The organism is Pontivivens nitratireducens (assembly GCF_011290545.1).
Taxonomy (GTDB): Bacteria; Pseudomonadota; Alphaproteobacteria; order Rhodobacterales; family Rhodobacteraceae; genus Pontivivens; species Pontivivens nitratireducens.
Genome location: NZ_CP049811.1, coordinates 2,004,475 through 2,020,229 on the forward strand (window position 1 = coordinate 2,004,475; position 15,755 = coordinate 2,020,229).

A 15,755-nucleotide genomic window follows, 5' to 3' on the forward strand; every position below is an offset into this window, starting at 1 on the left:
ATAATCCTCTCGCGCGTGTGGCTTTCGTCTCTGCGTAGCAAATAGAACGATTTGCACCCAATCAAAGTTGCTTGAGCGCGCAGCCCGACCTACGTTCCGGTCGATGAGACACCGCCCATCGGATCCTTTTACCGCACGCCTGCGTCGTGTGCCACGCGCGCAGGTCGTGCTGGGTGCTTTGGCGTTGGTGTTCTCTGTGGTGCTGCTGTGGGCCAGCTGGCTGGTGCTGACGGATCGGTACATGACCGCGCTCGGCAATCGGGCGTCGGTGCGCTCCACGCTTTATGCAAACGCCATCGAATCGGTGCTCAAGACCTATACCGTCGCGTCCGCCCTGTTGGCGCAGGACCGGCTTTTGCTGTCCGCCCTGACCGGCGCGCCCAGCGAACAGACTTTGCTGACGCTGGGGGGCGTGCAGTCCACGACCGGCGCGCTCAGCATATCGCTTTATACCGCGACCGGAACGCCGGTGGCCGATACGCAGTCCATTGATCGGCAGATCAACCACGGGGTGGCCCCGTATTTTCAGCTTGCCCTCGATCAGGACGTATCGGTTTTTGCCACCGTAGCCGTGTCCGATACGGAGCAGCGGTTCTTCTTTGCCCGGCGCATCCAGCAAAGCGGGACGATCCTGGGCGTCGTGGTGATCGAACTGGATCTGGCCGGGTTGCAGGATGAATGGGTGTCCAGCGCCGATCAGGTTTTCGTCACGAATGCGGAGGATCTGATCCTGCTGTCGTCACGGGCCGAATGGCGCTATCGCTCGCTGTCGCCGTTTCTCGACCCCTTGTCGGTGCAGGGCGCGGGGCGGTTTGGCCTGCTTCCCATGCTGTCGCTGGACCCAAGCAATGCGGGCCCCCAGGTCGCCATCGACGACGAGGTGTTCCTGCGCATAGATCGGGAGGTCGATTTCCGGGGGTGGACGGTCACCTATCTCGCCCCGATTTCCGAGGTTCGCGAACGTGTGACCGGCGTTCTGGCCTTGGAAATCATGGGCATGTCACTGCTGGTTGCGCTCGGCCTTTACGTCATTTCACGGCGCGTCGCGCGAAGATCGCTACAGCTTCAGCGTGAGTCCGAGGAGCTGCGCGCGCTCAACGTTCGCCTCGGATCGGAAATTGAGGAACGTCTGCGCATCGAGCAGAGCTTGCAGGAGGCGGAGGAATCACTCGAACAATCCTCCCGCCTCGCCGCGTTGGGGCAGATGTCCGCCGCTGTCAGTCATGAATTGAACCAGCCGCTGGCCGCGATGAAGACCTATCTGGCGGGCGCGCAACTGCTGATGAAGCGCAACCGGCCGGAGGAGGCAATGACCTCCTTCCAACGTATCGACGATCTGATCACGCGGATGGCCACCATCACCGGCCAGCTCAAGACCTTCGCCCGCAAGGGTACGTCCGAGTTGGGGGAGGTGGACGTGCGCACCTGCGTGTCCGCGGCGCTGGCAATTATGGCGCCTCAGATCGGGCAGAGCCGGATCGAGATCATTCGCAGCATGCCCGACACGCCCGTGATGGTTCGTGCTGATTCCATGCGGCTGGAACAGGTGCTGATCAATCTGCTGCGCAACGCGGCGGATGCGATGCGCTCGGTTCCGGAGCCGGTTATTACCATCGAGGTATTTTCTGGCCCCAACCTTGCGCGGATACAGGTCCGCGACGCGGGGCCGGGGTTCCAGGGTACGGCGGCGAAGCTGTTCGAGCCGTTTTTCACAACCAAGGCACCGGGCGAGGGGGTTGGCCTCGGCCTTGCCATTTCCGCCGGAATCGTGCGCGATCTGGGCGGCAACCTCACCGCACGAAACGCTGTGGATGGCGGTGCGGTGTTCGAGGTAAGCCTACCATTGATCCGTGCAGCAGGGGGGACGGAACCATGAGCGATCCAGACCGGATGCCAGTGACCATCATCGACGATGAGGAGGACATGCGCGCCTCGGTCAGCCAGTGGCTGGACCTGTCGGGCTTTGCTCCACGCACGTTCGATTGCGCGACCGCCGCCCTCGATCAGATCGATGCCGACTATCCGGGTGTCGTGATCTCGGACGTGCGGATGCCCGGAATCGACGGGCTGGAACTGCTCACGCTGTTGCAGAAAAAGGACCGATCGCTGCCGGTCATCCTGATCACAGGCCACGGTGACGTGACCATGGCGGTGGAGGCGATGCGCGCCGGAGCCTACGATTTCGTGGAAAAGCCCTTTGATCCCGAACGGCTGAGCGATCTGGTGCGCCGCGCCGGGGCCGCCCGCCGTCTGACCATCGACAACCGGCTGCTGCGACGCGAGCTGGCCGACGGCACCGTGCTGTTGCGGCAGATCATGGGCGACAGCGCGCCGACCTTGCGCCTGCGCGATGCGATTCTGGACTATGCCCACGCCGACGCCCCGATCCTGATCACGGGGGAGCGTGGCGCGGGGCGCAGTCTGGTCGCGCGTGCGCTGCATGCCGCCGGGCCCCATGCCGGACAACCGTTTCTGACGTTGAATTGCGCGGCGGAGGCCCCGTCCCATTTCGAGGAGAGGGTCTTCTCCCCCGACCGATCCGGCAATCCGCCGCTGCTGATTGCGGCCGGGCAGGGGATGGTGGTGCTGGAAAACGTTGCCGCCTTGCCCGCGCGACTGCAGGCCCGATTGGGCCAGACCCTGACCGACGGCAAGATGTCCGATGGCACGCCGATCCGCGCCCGCATCGCCACCATCGCGGATGACAAAGTGGCGGAGGAGGTCGCCTCCGGCCAGTTTTCACCCGGTCTGTATTATCTGCTGAGCGCGCTGGAGATCACCACCCCCCCGCTGCGCAGCGTGGGGCAGGACGTGATGATGTTGTTCGAGCACTACGTGGATCGCTTCGCACAGGATTACGACACCTCGCGCCCCGATATCGGAGCGGAGGACGCCGCGTCGCTGCTGGCGCATGACTGGCCGGGAAATCACCGGCAGCTTATCAATATCGCTGAACGTTTCGTTTTACGCTCCCGCCATGGTTCCAGCACGGTACGCGCTGTAATGGGGGAGGAAATACCGGATCCGCAGAGGGCCGCGCAGACGCTGGAGGGGGCGTCCCGGCGGCCCCTCAAGGATCATGTAGAGGCGTTCGAGCGGCTTCAGATCGAGGCCGCCCTGCGTCGTCATCACGGCGCCATCACCCCGGTGATGGAGGAACTGGCCCTGCCGCGCCGCACCCTGAATGAGAAAATGGCGAAATACGGCATCAGCCGCGCCGACTTCGTCTGACCTGCGGTGTCGCGACGCTTGCGAAGGAGCGGGCGAGGCCTTAGCCCTTGTCGGGCCTATTTCGTCTGGCCTACTACATCTGGCCCGTTTCAGCGAGGATCCCCATGACAACGCTTCCCGAATTGCTGCCGCTGATTGCTCTGTTGCTGCTCACGGGTGCCGTGGCGGGTGTGGTGGCGGGCCTGTTGGGCGTCGGCGGGGGGATCGTGCTGGTGCCGGTCTTTTTCTATGTCTTCACCATCGCGGGCTATGCCAGTGACGAGTTGATGCGCGTCTGCCTTGCCACTTCGCTGGCTACGATCATCGTGACCTCAGCCCGCTCCGTCGCCTCGCATCACAAGAAGGGCGCGGTTGAATGGGGTATCCTGAAGGCGTGGGCACCGGGTATCGCCATCGGCGCGGTGATCGGCGTCTGGGCCGTGGGCGGGTTGGAAAGCGCGACATTGCAACTGATCTTCGGCGTTCTGGGGGCGCTGATCGCTGGCTATTTTGCCTTCGGCAGGTCGGACTGGACATTGGCGCGGGAAATGCCCAAGGGGATCCTGCGTGCGATCCTGGCACCGGGTATAGGCATCACGTCGGTCCTGATGGGGATCGGCGGCGGCTCGCTGGGCGTGCCGCTGATGACGCTGAGCAACGTGCCGATCCACCGCGCCGTGGCCACCGCTGCCGGGTTCGGCATCCTGATCGCCGTGCCTTCCGTCATTGGCTTCCTGCTGCGAAACCCCGTTGCGACACCGCCGCTGACGGTGGGCTACGTGAATTTGCCTGCATTCCTGATCGTCATCGCCATGACCCTCGTCACCGCCCCACTGGGTGCGCGGCTGGCCCATGCGCTGCCGGTACGGCCGCTGCGGATGATCTTCGCTGTGTTTATCTTCATCATGGCAATGAACATGCTGCGCTCAGGTCTGGGCGGGTGAGCAGTTTTCTTCGCAACGAGAGGCCGGGTATATGAGCCTTCCGCATCGTCACAGCATACCATTGGCCGAATTGCGCCGGATGATCGACCAGCATATCGGCACCTCCAGATGGTTCACCATCGACCAGACACTGATAGACGACTTCGCGCGCATCACGCAGGACGAACAGTTCATTCACGTCGATCCGGTCCGCGCCGCCGAGGCACCGTTCGGCAGCACCATCGCGCACGGATTTCTGACGATGTCCTACCTCGCTCCGATGGCTTACGATGCGGTGCCCCTGGCCGATGGCACGGTGATGGGGGTGAATTACGGCTTCGACAAGGTCCGGTTTCTGACGCCGGTGCCGGCGGGCGCTCGCATCAGGGGGCACTTCACCCTCGATGCGCTGGAGGAGGAGCCCGGGCAGGTGACCTCTCACCACAGCGTAACCGTCGAGATTGAGGACGCCGACCATCCCGCACTGGTCGCAAAATGGATATCGCGCGGGTACTTCACGCCAGATACCTGAGCGTTTTCTTGCGCCGTCGCGGCGCGGTCAGGGCGCAGTTTGCCAAAAAATGCCGTCACGACGCTCTTGCCCCCGGCGGTGCGCCGCGTCACTCTGCCCCCAAAATCATAGGGGAGAGCGACATGGAACTGGGCATTACTTCACGGCTGAAGCCGCTGATCCAAGAGGTTCGGCAGATGGTGCAGACCGAGATCGCACCGCTTTCGCAGGAGTTCCTCGAACTTGTCGGCTCCACCGGAAATCGCTTCGAATATTCCCCCCGCCAGACGGAGATCCTGGAGGGGCTCAAGGATCTGGCAAAGTCCCGTAACCTCTGGAATTTCTGGCTGACCGATTCCGAGCGGGGCTACGGCCTGAGCACCGTCGAATACGCCTATCTGGCGGAGGAAATGGGCAAGGTTCATCTGGCGGCGGAGGTCTTCAACTGCGCCGCGCCCGATACCGGAAACATGGAAGTGTTCGAGCGTTACGGCACGCCCGAGATGAAGGAACGCTGGCTCAAGCCGCTACTGAACGGTGAGATCAGATCAGCCTATGCCATGACCGAACCCGACGTCGCTTCCTCGGACGCGACGAACATGGCGATGACCTGTGTGCGCGACGGGCAGGACTATGTTCTGAATGGTGAAAAGTGGTGGATCAGCGGCGCGGGCGATCCCCGCTGCAAGGTTTATATCGTCATGGTCGCCACCCCGTCGGATGACCGTCCGAAGCATCGCCAGCACTCCATGGTCGTGGTTCCGGCCGACACGCCCGGCATCGAGATCCTGCGCGCGATGGAGGTCTATGGCCACGACGACGCGCCTCACGGGCACATGCACATGCGCTTCACCGACGTGCGCGTTCCCGCCGATGCGATCCTGCTGGGTGAGGGCTGCGGTTTCGAAATTTCGCAAGGTCGTCTGGGACCGGGCCGCATCCATCACTGCATGCGCGCCATTGGACAGGCCGAGGCGGCGCTGGAACTGATGTGCCGTCGATCCACTCAGCGTGAGGCCTTCGGCAAACCCCTCGCCATGCTGGGGGCGAATTTCGACATAATCGCGGAGGCTCGCATGAAGATCGAGCAGGCCCGTCTGCTGTGCCTGAAGGCCGCGTGGATGATGGATCAGGGCGACGCGCGCGCCGCAGCGCCGTGGATCAGCCAGATCAAGGTTGTGGCCCCCCGCGTCGCGCTGGAGGTCCTCGATGAGGCTGTGCAGATGCATGGCGGTGCGGGAATTTCGCAGGATACGCCCTTGGCCGCGGCCTGGACCCATGTGCGCACCTTGCGGCTGGCTGACGGGCCGGATGCGGTACACCGGCGGCAGGTCGCGCGGACGGAGTTGAAGCCCTACACCAATCAGGCGACCTGAACCTTGCACGAATGCGAAATCGTTCTCGTCCGTCATGGGCAGGCGTCGTTCGGAACCGACGATTACGACCGGCTCAGCCCGCTGGGACATGAGCAGGCGCGCTGGCTGGGCAGCTATATGCACACCCATGCCATGCGCGTCGATCGCGTCTCGCGTGGGTCGCTGCGGCGACATCGTGAAACGGCGGAGGGTATCGCACAGACATTCGCCGTGCCCCCCGCAGCCGAGGATCCGCGCCTGAACGAACTGCATTTCGACAGCCTTGCCGCGCAGTACAGGCAAGCCACCGGCAGCGGGCCGGCAGAGTCGCGCGGTGAATTCATCGAGATGTTTCCACGCCTGTTCGATCACTGGGCAAGTGGTAAAATCTCAAATGCCGGTGAGAGTTACGAGGCGTTCTGCACCCGCACCCAGGCCGTTGTCGATGCCGCCGTGGCCCAGGGGGGCAGCACGCTACTGGTGACCTCGGGTGGCGTGATCGGGGTGACCCTGGCGCGGGTGCTCGGCCTCGATCCGCGCACGACAGCGGACCTGCTGATAAACATTCACAATGCCAGCGTGCACCGGTTGATCGTTGAGGATGGGCGTTTGCGCCTGTCCCTGTTCAACGCCAGCCCGCATCTAGACCCGGAGGATCGCCGTCATGCCCGCACCTATATCTGACAGTCAGACCATCTCGAACATTGCCCCCTATCTGGAGGCCCATGTTCCCGGTTTTCGCGGCCCGGTCACGGATGTGCAAAAAACCGCGCAGGGTCAGTCGAATCCGACATATATCGTCACGGCCGCCAGTGGAAAATACGTGATCCGGCGTAAGCCGGACGGCGAGTTGCTTAAATCCGCGCATGCGGTTGACCGCGAATATCGCGTTTTGTCCGCGCTGCGTGATACCGACGTTCCCGTGCCGGATGCCTTGCATCTGTGCGAGGATGAAAGCGTATTGGGAACAATGTTCTATGTGATGTCCTTCGTTCAGGGACAGAACTGGGTCGATCCCCGGCTAAAGGGTGAGAATCGTGACATGCGCGTCGCGGTCTATGACAGCATGAACGCGACGCTGGCGGCGCTGCACTCCGTCGATCCGGCGGAAGTGGGCCTGGGCGATTACGGCCCGCCGGGCAATTATTTCGAGCGGCAGGTCGGGCGCTGGTCCAAGCAATATCGCGCCTGCGAAACCGAGACGATCGCTCCGATGGAGGAGCTGATCGCGTGGCTCGACGCGCAAACCCCGCCCGAGGGTCCGGCCCGCTTGGCCCATGGCGACTGGCGCATCGACAACCTGTTGTTCGACGCTTCCGGTCAGTGCAACGCGGTGCTGGATTGGGAGCTGTCCACGCTGGGGCATCCCTTGGCCGATCTAGGCACACAGATCATGCAATGGCAATTGCCACCGGGGACCGAGGGGCGCGGGCTGATGGGTGTGGACAGGGCGGAGCTGGGCATACCCGAGGACGACGCCTACGCCGAGCTGTACGCGAAGCGCGTCGGTTTGAGCGAAGCACCCGATCTGGACTACCCCGTCGCCTTCGCCTTTTTCCGTATGGCGGCAATCATCCAAGGCGTGAAGAAGCGCGCGTTGGATGGCAACGCTTCGAACCCGGAATCCGGTTTGAAAATGGGCGCTTACGTTCCGATGTTTGCCCAAGCAGCTCTGATGAGGATCAAATGATAGACAACCTTCGCATCCCAGCTGTGGCGGCACCGCTGTTCATCATCTCGAACCCCGCGCTGGTAATTGCCCAGTGCAAGGCCGGCATCGTGGGCAGCTTTCCCGCCCTGAACGCCCGCCCGCAAAGCCAGCTGGATGAGTGGTTGGCCGAAATCACCGAAGCGCTGGCTGCGCATGATCGCGATCATCCCGACCAACCAGCGGCACCCTATGCGGTGAACCAGATCGTGCATCGCTCGAACGACCGGTTGGAACAGGATCTGGAGACTTGCGCAAAATATGCGCCACCGATCACCATCACTTCGCTGGGTGCGCGGGCCGAATTGAACGATGCGGTTCATGCGTGGGGCGGCATCACGCTGCACGATGTCATCAACAACCGCTTCGCGCGCAAGGCGGTGGAAAAGGGCGCGGACGGTCTGATCGCGGTCGCGTGGGGGGCGGGAGGGCATGCCGGTCGCCTCAGCCCATTTGCGCTGGTGCGCGAGATTCGTGCCTGGTTCGATGGCCCGCTGCTGTTGTCAGGGTCCATTGCCAGCGGTGACGGGATCCTCGCCGCGCAGGCGATGGGGGCCGACTATGCCTATATCGGCTCACCCTTTATTGCGACGGATGAGGCCCGCGCTGCCGACGCCTATAAACAGGGGATCGTGGACGGGTCCGCCGACGATATCGTCTATTCCAACCTGTTCACCGGGGTGCACGGCAACTACCTGCGCGCCAGCATCAAGGCGGCGGGCATGGACCCGGACACTCTGCCAGACGGCGACGCAAGCACCATGAGCTTCGGTTCCGAACGTGAAAAGCCGAAGGCCTGGAAGGAGATCTGGGGGGCCGGTCAGGGGATCGGCGCCGTCGATGCGGTGCGTCCAGCGGGTGAACTGGTGGCAAAACTGGCCGAGGAATACGCGGCGGCACGGGCGCGGCTGGCGCTGTGACCCCGCGCGGAACCGCCAAGACCGGGTGGTTGCGCCGGATGCAGAAGGTTGCGGCGGATCGTCAGTCAGGCGGCGACAGGGGCGTTCCTGCATGTGTCGATACAATGGCGCGCGCGCGGGGTCTTTTCTTTTGCAGCGCAGCGTGGAATAGAGCCTGAGGAAACGCCACCCGCCTATCGCGCAGGAGTTTTCGATGGACATCCGCCCCGCATATACTTTCGACGACGTTCTTCTGGTGCCTGCCGCGTCCGAGGTTCAGCCCTCCGACGCGGAGACTCAGACATTCGTCACGCAACGCATCGCGATGAACATACCGCTGTTGTCCAGCGCCATGGACACCGTGACCGAGCGCAAGATGGCCATCGCCATGGCACAGGTCGGCGGCATCGGGGTCTTGCACCGAAATCTGGACGTTGACGAACAGGCCCGGCAGGTTCGCGCGGTCAAGCGGTTCGAGAGCGGCATCGTCTACAACCCCAAGACCCTGACGCCGGACATGACCCTGCGTGAGGCGCGCGCGCTTCAGGAACGCTATCGCATCACAGGCTTCCCGGTGAAAAACCCGGATGGCACGCTGGCGGGCATCCTGACCAATCGCGATATGCATTTTTGCGATGATGAGACCACGCCGGTGCGCGAGTTGATGACGCGCGACAACCTGGCTGTCCTGCGTGAACCTGCGGATCGTGAGCAGGCCAAGGCGCTGATGCGGGATCGGCGGATCGAAAAGGTTCTGATCGTCAATGAGCGGAATGAGCTGACCGGCCTGCTGACCATCAAGGATATCGAGCAGGCGGTGCTGAACCCTCAGGCCTGCAAGGATGAGTTGGGACGTTTGCGCGTCGCTGCGGCCTCGACCGTTGGCGATTCCGGATTCGAGCGCTCGGGGGCGTTGATCGACGCGGGCTGTGACCTGATCGTCATCGACACGGCGCACGGACATTCCGCCGCCGTGCTGGAGGCAGTTCAGCGGGTCAAGCGACTGAACGCAGACGTACAGGTCGTGGCGGGCAACGTCGTTACGGCAGAGGCGACCAAAGCCCTGATCGACGCGGGCGCGGACGCGGTGAAGGTCGGCATCGGGCCGGGCTCGATCTGCACCACCCGCATCGTCGCGGGTGTCGGCGTGCCGCAGCTGACCGCAATTTCCGACTGCACCAAGGCCGCGGGCAAGGTTCCGATCATCGCGGATGGCGGCATCAAGTTCTCCGGCGATTTTGCCAAGGCGATCGCGGCGGGGGCATCCTGCGCCATGGTCGGCTCAATGCTGGCCGGTACGGATGAGGCGCCGGGCGAGGTGATCCTCTATCAGGGGCGGTCGTTCAAGGCCTATCGCGGCATGGGCTCCGTCGGCGCAATGGCGCGCGGATCGGCCGACCGGTATTTTCAGAAAGAGGTCAGCTCTGACAAGCTGGTGCCCGAGGGGATTGAAGGGCAGGTGCCCTATAAGGGGGCGGCAGGAACTGTGCTGCATCAACTGGTGGGCGGATTGCGGGCCGCGATGGGCTATACCGGCAATCGCACGGTTGAGCAGATGCGCTCCAACTGTCAGTTCGTGCAGATCACCAATGCCGGTCTGGGCGAAAGCCATGTGCATGATGTTCAGATCACCCGCGAAAGCCCGAATTACCGCTTGAACGGTTGATCAGTTGCGGATCACCCGGCACGACCCGCCACTGGCGGTCAACCGGTCGCACAATGTGATTGCGGAGGGCCGATCCGGGCGGGTCACCTGTGCGACATAGCGCCGACCGGGCAGACCGGGTGCCTGGCGTCGGGTGACCGTCATCGTTTCGGAGGTCAGCACGCTGTAGCGTCGTTGCAGCGACCCCGCGATTCGTCGGGCCGCCGCGTCGGTGCGGGGGGCCGCGACCATTACGCCCCAGGCCTGCATGGCGGGGCTGTCGTCGAATTCCGGCACATCCAGCGCCTCGCACGCCGCAAAGAAGTCGCGCGCGGGATCGAGGCTGAGGTCGATTTGGTCGGGCGGATCGGCGCGCCAGCTTTCAGCGTCCAAGCCGGTGATGGCGGAAACATAGGCGCGCGTTTCGTAAGGCAGGAAGGGATTGCCGTCCAGAAACTCCGACGCACGCCGTTCCCCCGCATTATACGCCACCGCCGCCAGCCCGAGCGACCCGAAGCGGTCCCGCAATTCCGCCAGATACCGGGCGGAGGTCTGCAACGCTTCGGCCGGATTGTAGGGGTCGGCCAGATCGCGCAGGGCTGCGGTGCCGTCGATGAACTGGGCGATGCCACGCGCGCCAGCCGGGCTGAGGGCATTGGGGTCGAAGCGGCTTTCCCTCCAGATCAGCCGGGTGAAAAAGTCACGGTTCAGCCCAGCTTGCCGCGCGGCCTCGCTCATCGCGAAGCAGGTGTCGGAAAGGTATCGGTCCGGCGCGATGCAGATCGACAGATCGGGCGAACATTCGCGCACACCGGGCTTGCGTGTCTGCACCTCGGCGGACACGGCACCAGCCAGCATGACGAGGGGGATTAGGATCATAGCAAAGCGGAACATGGAACGCACTTAGAACGGATCACCCCCACGCCAAGCCATCTTGCCGCAAGGGCGTCCTTGCCATCATATACGCGCGGCAGCATTGTGCCCACCCGATGTGACACAGGATCGACCCATGACCCCAGCAATGACCCTCGCCCTCCTCGCCGTGTTCGGTCAGGTCGCCCTGACCTTCTGGGCCATTCTGACCATGGGGCGCAAACGGTTGAGCTCGTTGAAGTCACGAGAGACGGATTTCAGCGATATCGCGCTGAATCCGATGAATTTCGCGTCGGACGTGCGGGCATGGCAGAACAATGCGCACAATCAGTTCGAGACGCCGATCCTCCTTTATGGCGGTGTCGCGCTGGCGGCCGCGCTGGGGGCGGTGAACTGGGGTGTGGGCATCGGCGCGGCGCTGTATTTCGTATCGCGGCTCGCCCATCGAATGATTCATGTCGGCAGCAACCATCTGCCCACCCGGTTCAAGATATTTGTCGCCGGGTTGGGTGCGCTGGCGTTGATGTGGGTGTCGCTTGGCGTGGCGCTGGTGGTCGGCTGACATGGTTCCCGCCGCGCGATATGCCGCCGCGATGCAGGTCGTGGACCGGATACGGACAGGCACCCGTGCATCGGTGGCGCTGCGCGACTGGGGGCGGGCGAACCGGTTCGCAGGTTCCGGCGACCGGCGGGCGATCGGGGATATCGTTCACGATGTCCTGCGACATTGGTGGTCGAGCGCGGCGGTCGGCGGCGGTGATGGCGGGCGGTTGCGGGTTCTTGGACTTCTTCGGCTGACCGGCGTCGATCCCGCGTCGATCTTTACCGGTACAGGTCACGCGCCGGATGAACTGAGCGCGGAGGAAGCGGTGCAGTTTCAGGGGGAAATTCCCTCGGACCTGCCATCCCTGGTCGAGGGCGACCTGCGCCAACGGTTCGGCGATGATTTTCCGGGCCTTGTGCAGGCCATGCGGGGGCGTGCACCGCTGGATCTGCGGGTAAATCTGCTGCGTAGCTCTGTGGCAGAGGCTGAGGCGGCGCTGGCGGCGGACGGAATCACGGTGGAACAGGTTCCGCTTTGCAAGACGGCCCTGCGTGCCCCGGCAGGCGATCGACGGCTGGCGCGATCACGGGCCTATCTTGATGGATTGGTGGAATTGCAGGATGCCTCCAGTCAGGCAGCAGTCGCCTTTGCGGAGCCGCGTCCCGGGGAGCGGATTCTGGATTATTGCACCGGCGCGGGGGGCAAGGCGCTGTCCCTCGCCGCGCTGTCGAACGGACCGGTGGATGTGCACGATATCGCGCCGGAGCGGATGCGCGATCTGCCCGAGCGGGCCCGCCGGGCGGGGGCCGCGCTGACGCCGCGTGGGACCTCTGCGTTGCAGGGGCGGCACTGGGATCTGGTCTTCGCGGATGCGCCCTGTTCCGGCAGCGGATCGTGGCGGCGCGATCCGGAGGGGCGGATCCGGCTGACCGCCGAGATGCTGGCGGCGCTGCGCACGGCGCAGGCGCAGGTTCTGGATGTCTGCGCCCCCCTCGTCGCACCGGGCGGACGGCTAGTCTATGCGACCTGTTCCATGTTGTCCGCAGAAAACGAGGATGCCGTAACCGACTTCGTGAACCGTACCGGGAACTGGCGGGTTTGCCGCACGCTCTCGCTCAGCCCGCTGAATGGCGGGGATGGTTTTTTCGCGGCATGGCTTGAGCGGACGTGATCCGTTTGCAATGTTAACGCCTCGTTAACCCACAACTCTTAAACCGATCTCGGGTTCGGACGGAGGATGGAGAAGCCTGTGACCGATCGCCCGCACGAACAGATCCTGCGTATGAGGATCCCCGATCTGGCGGCCTCGGCCATCGGTGCCCTGAGTGCATTCACAGTGGCGCTGCTGATCCTGGAATTCAGTTCCGGGCAGACCGCGCGCGTGGCACTGGCGGTGGGGCTTTGCCTATGTGTCGCGGCGCTGGTGATCGTGGTCCCGCTGTATTTCAGACCCAGCCGTAACGCGCTGATCGCTGATGACGATGGCAATCTGCATGGCGGTGGTAGCCTGACGGTTGCTCAAATGCTGTTCGCGCATGAACCTGATCCCAATGCGCAGTTCTACCGAATGATGCAATCGGTGCTGAACACGGGTGAGGTCGCGCGCCCGGTCCGGCAGCAGGATGGGTCGCATCGGATTGTTCACGCCCAAAGGTCGGGCCGCAATGTCATCTGGCAAGTACTGCCGCCCGTCGAACAGACCGAGAGTCATTCCACCGCCATCACGATGGAGGAGGCCCCCTTCGGTCATCTGCTGCTCCACGCCGGGGACGGCAAAGTGATTGCCATGAACGGCTGGATGCGCAATCGCTGCGGCGACATTACCAATATCGACGACGTGCTGCTGGACCTTCCCCTCTCGCACGGCAAGATCCACAGGCTCCGCGTCAATCCGACGGTGCTGCTGCGGGCCTTTCTGGTCGCGGAGGGGGAGACGCAGTCGCTCTATCTGGTGCCGCTGGGTAAGGATGAGACGGCCGCCTCGAATCCGGATCAGTTCCTGATGCAGTTGCCGATCTCTCTGGCGCGGCTGGACACGGATGGCACGGTCATAATCGCCAACCGTGCCGCAACATCCTTGGTCGGTGAGGCGCTGACACCGGGGGCAAACGTCTCGAACTTGATGGAGGGATTGGCGCAGCCCATGTCCGCGCGCATTCGCGATGTTGCCGAACGTGGACGCTACGCCCGCCCTGAGGTCGCCCGCCTGCATGACGGCGATGTTGAGCGATTTTTGCAAGTATCTCTGTCGCCCATGGTGATCGAGGGGCAATCCTCAATCCTGATGGTGATGAGCGACGCAACCGAGTTGAAAAAGCTGGAAGCGCAATTCGTGCAAAGCCAGAAGATGCAGGCGGTCGGACAGTTGGCGGGGGGCGTGGCACACGATTTCAACAATCTGCTGACCGCCTTGTCCGGTCATTGCGACCTGCTGTTGCTGCGCAACGGTCCGGGCGATCGCGACTATCTGGACCTGATGCAGATCCAGCAGAACGCGAACCGGGCCGCAGCTCTGGTCAGCCAGCTGCTCGCCTTCTCCCGCAAGCAGACCTTGCAGCCGAAAATCATCAATCTGGGCGATGTGCTGGGCGATCTGTCGCATCTGCTCAACCGACTGATCGGCGAAAAGGTCAACCTGCGAATGGACTTCGCCGAGGACCTGCCCGAAATCCGGGCGGACCTGCGTCAGGTGGAGCAGGTGGTGATGAACTTGGTTGTGAACGCCCGCGATGCGATGAAGGATGGTGGCACCGTCTATGTCCGCGCGCGGGTGGAAACGCTGACAGAGGAACTGCACCGCAATCGGGCGATCGTACCGCCCGGTGAATGGGTCATCGTCGATGTGACCGACACCGGCACCGGCATACCCGAGCGTGAGATAGACAAAATCTTCGATCCCTTCTTCACCACCAAGCGTGTGGGGGAGGGGACGGGGCTGGGCCTGTCCACCGCCTATGGCATTGTCAAACAGACCGGGGGTTTCCTGTTTGTTGATTCTGTCGTGAGTGAGGGGACGACCTTCTCGATCCTCATTCCGCGCCATATCCACGGCACCGGCGTAGCCTCCCTGCCGCCCGTATCCGAGTCTGCGGGGGAGCCAGAAGTCGACCTGCTGGGCAGTGGCACAGTCCTGCTGGTCGAGGATGAAGCACCTGTCCGCGCCTTTGCCGTGCGGGCGTTGCAATTGCGGGGCTACACCGTGATCGAGGCCGCATCGGGTGAGGAGGCGCTGGAGGTCCTGAGCGAACGGCCCAAGGTGGACGTTTTCATTTCCGATGTCATCATGCCGGGACTGGACGGTCCCTCATGGGTCCGTCAGGCGCAGAAGGACTACCCCGATGTGGAGGTCATCTTCGTCTCTGGCTATGCCGAGGATATCTTTACCGAGCAGCATGTCAGGCCCGCGCACAGTGCGTTTCTGGCGAAACCGTTCTCGCTCAACGACCTGTCGCTTCAGGTCAAACGGTCAATGGATGCGTCGCGTGAACGGCAGAGCGCACCCTCGTAAAGCGTGTATTCCACTGCCATCCTGTCGATCGTTTCGCGGCGCAGCGCGGGCGACAGCGTCAGTTCCATCGCAGGTGAAACGTTGAGGGTTTCAAACGCGATGGGCCGCCCGAACCGTTGTGCGAGAAATTCCGCCAGCGCGTCGAATGCGTCGTAGCGGAACAGATGGTCGATCCCCAGTGAGGATTGCGGTGGCTCCAGAAACTCGACCGGCCGTCCGACGCGGGCATAGCTTGGCGGATCGTCCTGCAACCACGCCTCCACAAAGGCGTCGAAGCTAAGGTCCGACGTCGAGTTGCGCTGCCCCTGCAACTGTGGGCGTGCGCGATAGCGATACCAACTGCCGAGCCATTCCAGAGGCTCTCGGATCACTGCAACCGTGGCGACATCGCCCGGGGGCAGGATTGGCCGGATCTGACGCTCGAATCTGCGCAACCGCATGTGCTTGAGGTTCGGATGCCCCGACATCACGATATCACACCCGGGTGCGAGCGCAGCTTCGATTGCGGTTGATCCTGTCTTGGGCATAGCGAGATACGCAATGCCCGCCTTCATTGATACCAGCATGTAACCCCCCGTT

General features: G+C 63.3%; 14 protein-coding genes. 12 read left to right on the top strand and 2 right to left on the bottom strand.

All coding sequences use genetic code 11. The features are described 5' to 3' along the window. Positions 1-103: 103 nt before the first annotated feature. From G8E03_RS09960 to guaB, 9 genes are all read left to right on the top strand, one after another. The gene (locus tag G8E03_RS09960; RefSeq protein ID WP_166191189.1) at positions 104-1,876 is read left to right on the top strand and encodes a sensor histidine kinase; all 1,773 of its coding nucleotides are present in this window, start codon (positions 104-106) and stop codon (positions 1,874-1,876) included. Further along, a complete protein-coding gene (locus G8E03_RS09965; RefSeq protein WP_240910323.1) occupies positions 1,873-3,231 on the top strand; it encodes a sigma-54-dependent transcriptional regulator in 1,359 nt (452 codons plus the stop codon). Before G8E03_RS09960 ends, G8E03_RS09965 begins: the two co-directional genes overlap by 4 nt. A 104-nt stretch (positions 3,232-3,335) precedes the next feature. Beyond that, entirely contained in the window at positions 3,336-4,154 is an 819-nt protein-coding gene (locus tag G8E03_RS09970; RefSeq protein ID WP_166191191.1) for a sulfite exporter TauE/SafE family protein, read from the top strand. A gap of 31 nt (positions 4,155-4,185) precedes the next feature. Then, positions 4,186-4,665, top strand: coding sequence for a MaoC family dehydratase (locus G8E03_RS09975; protein WP_166191193.1), 480 nt, complete (start codon positions 4,186-4,188; stop codon positions 4,663-4,665). A gap of 122 nt (positions 4,666-4,787) precedes the next feature. Beyond that, positions 4,788-6,020: an acyl-CoA dehydrogenase family protein gene (locus tag G8E03_RS09980; protein WP_166191195.1), complete on the top strand. Its 1,233-nt coding sequence runs from the start codon at positions 4,788-4,790 to the stop codon at positions 6,018-6,020. A 3-nt stretch (positions 6,021-6,023) separates the two neighbouring features. After that, positions 6,024-6,683: a histidine phosphatase family protein gene (locus tag G8E03_RS09985; protein WP_166191197.1), complete on the top strand. Its 660-nt coding sequence runs from the start codon at positions 6,024-6,026 to the stop codon at positions 6,681-6,683. After that, a complete protein-coding gene (locus G8E03_RS09990; RefSeq protein ID WP_166191199.1) occupies positions 6,664-7,689 on the top strand; it encodes a phosphotransferase family protein in 1,026 nt (341 codons plus the stop codon). The genes G8E03_RS09985 and G8E03_RS09990 overlap by 20 nt, the downstream gene beginning before the upstream one ends. Beyond that, positions 7,686-8,627 (top strand): NAD(P)H-dependent flavin oxidoreductase, encoded by a 942-nt coding sequence (locus tag G8E03_RS09995; RefSeq protein ID WP_166191201.1) that lies wholly within the window; start codon positions 7,686-7,688, stop codon positions 8,625-8,627. Before G8E03_RS09990 ends, G8E03_RS09995 begins: the two co-directional genes overlap by 4 nt. Positions 8,628-8,820: 193 nt before the next feature. Continuing rightward, positions 8,821-10,272 (top strand): IMP dehydrogenase, encoded by a 1,452-nt coding sequence (gene guaB, locus G8E03_RS10000; protein WP_166191203.1) that lies wholly within the window; start codon positions 8,821-8,823, stop codon positions 10,270-10,272. On the opposite strand, the gene G8E03_RS10005 is transcribed toward guaB, so the two are convergent. Beyond that, entirely contained in the window at positions 10,273-11,130 is an 858-nt protein-coding gene (locus G8E03_RS10005) for a lytic transglycosylase domain-containing protein (protein WP_240910324.1), read from the bottom strand. It abuts the gene before it with no gap. 130 nt (positions 11,131-11,260) lie between these two features. On the opposite strand from G8E03_RS10005, the gene G8E03_RS10010 reads away from it, so the two are divergent. The 3 genes from G8E03_RS10010 to G8E03_RS10020 all read left to right on the top strand — a co-directional run bounded on the left by G8E03_RS10010 (position 11,261) and on the right by G8E03_RS10020 (position 15,176). Beyond that, entirely contained in the window at positions 11,261-11,686 is a 426-nt protein-coding gene (locus G8E03_RS10010) for an MAPEG family protein (protein ID WP_166191207.1), read from the top strand. After that, the gene (locus tag G8E03_RS10015; protein WP_240910325.1) at positions 11,661-12,839 is read left to right on the top strand and encodes an RsmB/NOP family class I SAM-dependent RNA methyltransferase; all 1,179 of its coding nucleotides are present in this window, start codon (positions 11,661-11,663) and stop codon (positions 12,837-12,839) included. The genes G8E03_RS10010 and G8E03_RS10015 overlap by 26 nt, the downstream gene beginning before the upstream one ends. 78 nt (positions 12,840-12,917) lie before the next feature. Next, positions 12,918-15,176 carry an ATP-binding response regulator gene (locus G8E03_RS10020; RefSeq protein ID WP_166191209.1) on the top strand — a complete coding sequence of 753 codons (2,259 nt, stop codon included), beginning with the start codon at positions 12,918-12,920 and terminating at the stop codon, positions 15,174-15,176. On the opposite strand, the gene G8E03_RS10025 is transcribed toward G8E03_RS10020, so the two are convergent. Further along, positions 15,122-15,742 (bottom strand): sulfotransferase family protein, encoded by a 621-nt coding sequence (locus G8E03_RS10025; RefSeq protein WP_166191211.1) that lies wholly within the window; start codon positions 15,740-15,742, stop codon positions 15,122-15,124. The genes G8E03_RS10020 and G8E03_RS10025 overlap by 55 nt on opposite strands. Positions 15,743-15,755 lie beyond the last annotated feature (13 nt).

Bases quoted from the DNA above. Each gene is read 5' to 3' on its own strand.
- G8E03_RS10010 (WP_166191207.1), top strand. From the start codon at position 11,261: ATGACCCCAGCAATGACCCTCGCCCTCCTCGCCGTGTTCGGTCAGGTC.
- G8E03_RS09990 (WP_166191199.1), top strand. From the start codon at position 6,664: ATGCCCGCACCTATATCTGACAGTCAGACCATCTCGAACATTGCCCCC.
- G8E03_RS09975 (WP_166191193.1), top strand. From the start codon at position 4,186: ATGAGCCTTCCGCATCGTCACAGCATACCATTGGCCGAATTGCGCCGG.
- G8E03_RS09965 (WP_240910323.1), top strand. From the start codon at position 1,873: ATGAGCGATCCAGACCGGATGCCAGTGACCATCATCGACGATGAGGAG.
- G8E03_RS09995 (WP_166191201.1), top strand. From the start codon at position 7,686: ATGATAGACAACCTTCGCATCCCAGCTGTGGCGGCACCGCTGTTCATC.
- guaB (WP_166191203.1), top strand. From the start codon at position 8,821: ATGGACATCCGCCCCGCATATACTTTCGACGACGTTCTTCTGGTGCCT.
- G8E03_RS09970 (WP_166191191.1), top strand. From the start codon at position 3,336: ATGACAACGCTTCCCGAATTGCTGCCGCTGATTGCTCTGTTGCTGCTC.
- G8E03_RS09960 (WP_166191189.1), top strand. From the start codon at position 104: ATGAGACACCGCCCATCGGATCCTTTTACCGCACGCCTGCGTCGTGTG.
- G8E03_RS10005 (WP_240910324.1), bottom strand. From the start codon at position 11,130: ATGATCCTAATCCCCCTCGTCATGCTGGCTGGTGCCGTGTCCGCCGAG.
- G8E03_RS09980 (WP_166191195.1), top strand. From the start codon at position 4,788: ATGGAACTGGGCATTACTTCACGGCTGAAGCCGCTGATCCAAGAGGTT.
- G8E03_RS10025 (WP_166191211.1), bottom strand. From the start codon at position 15,742: ATGCTGGTATCAATGAAGGCGGGCATTGCGTATCTCGCTATGCCCAAG.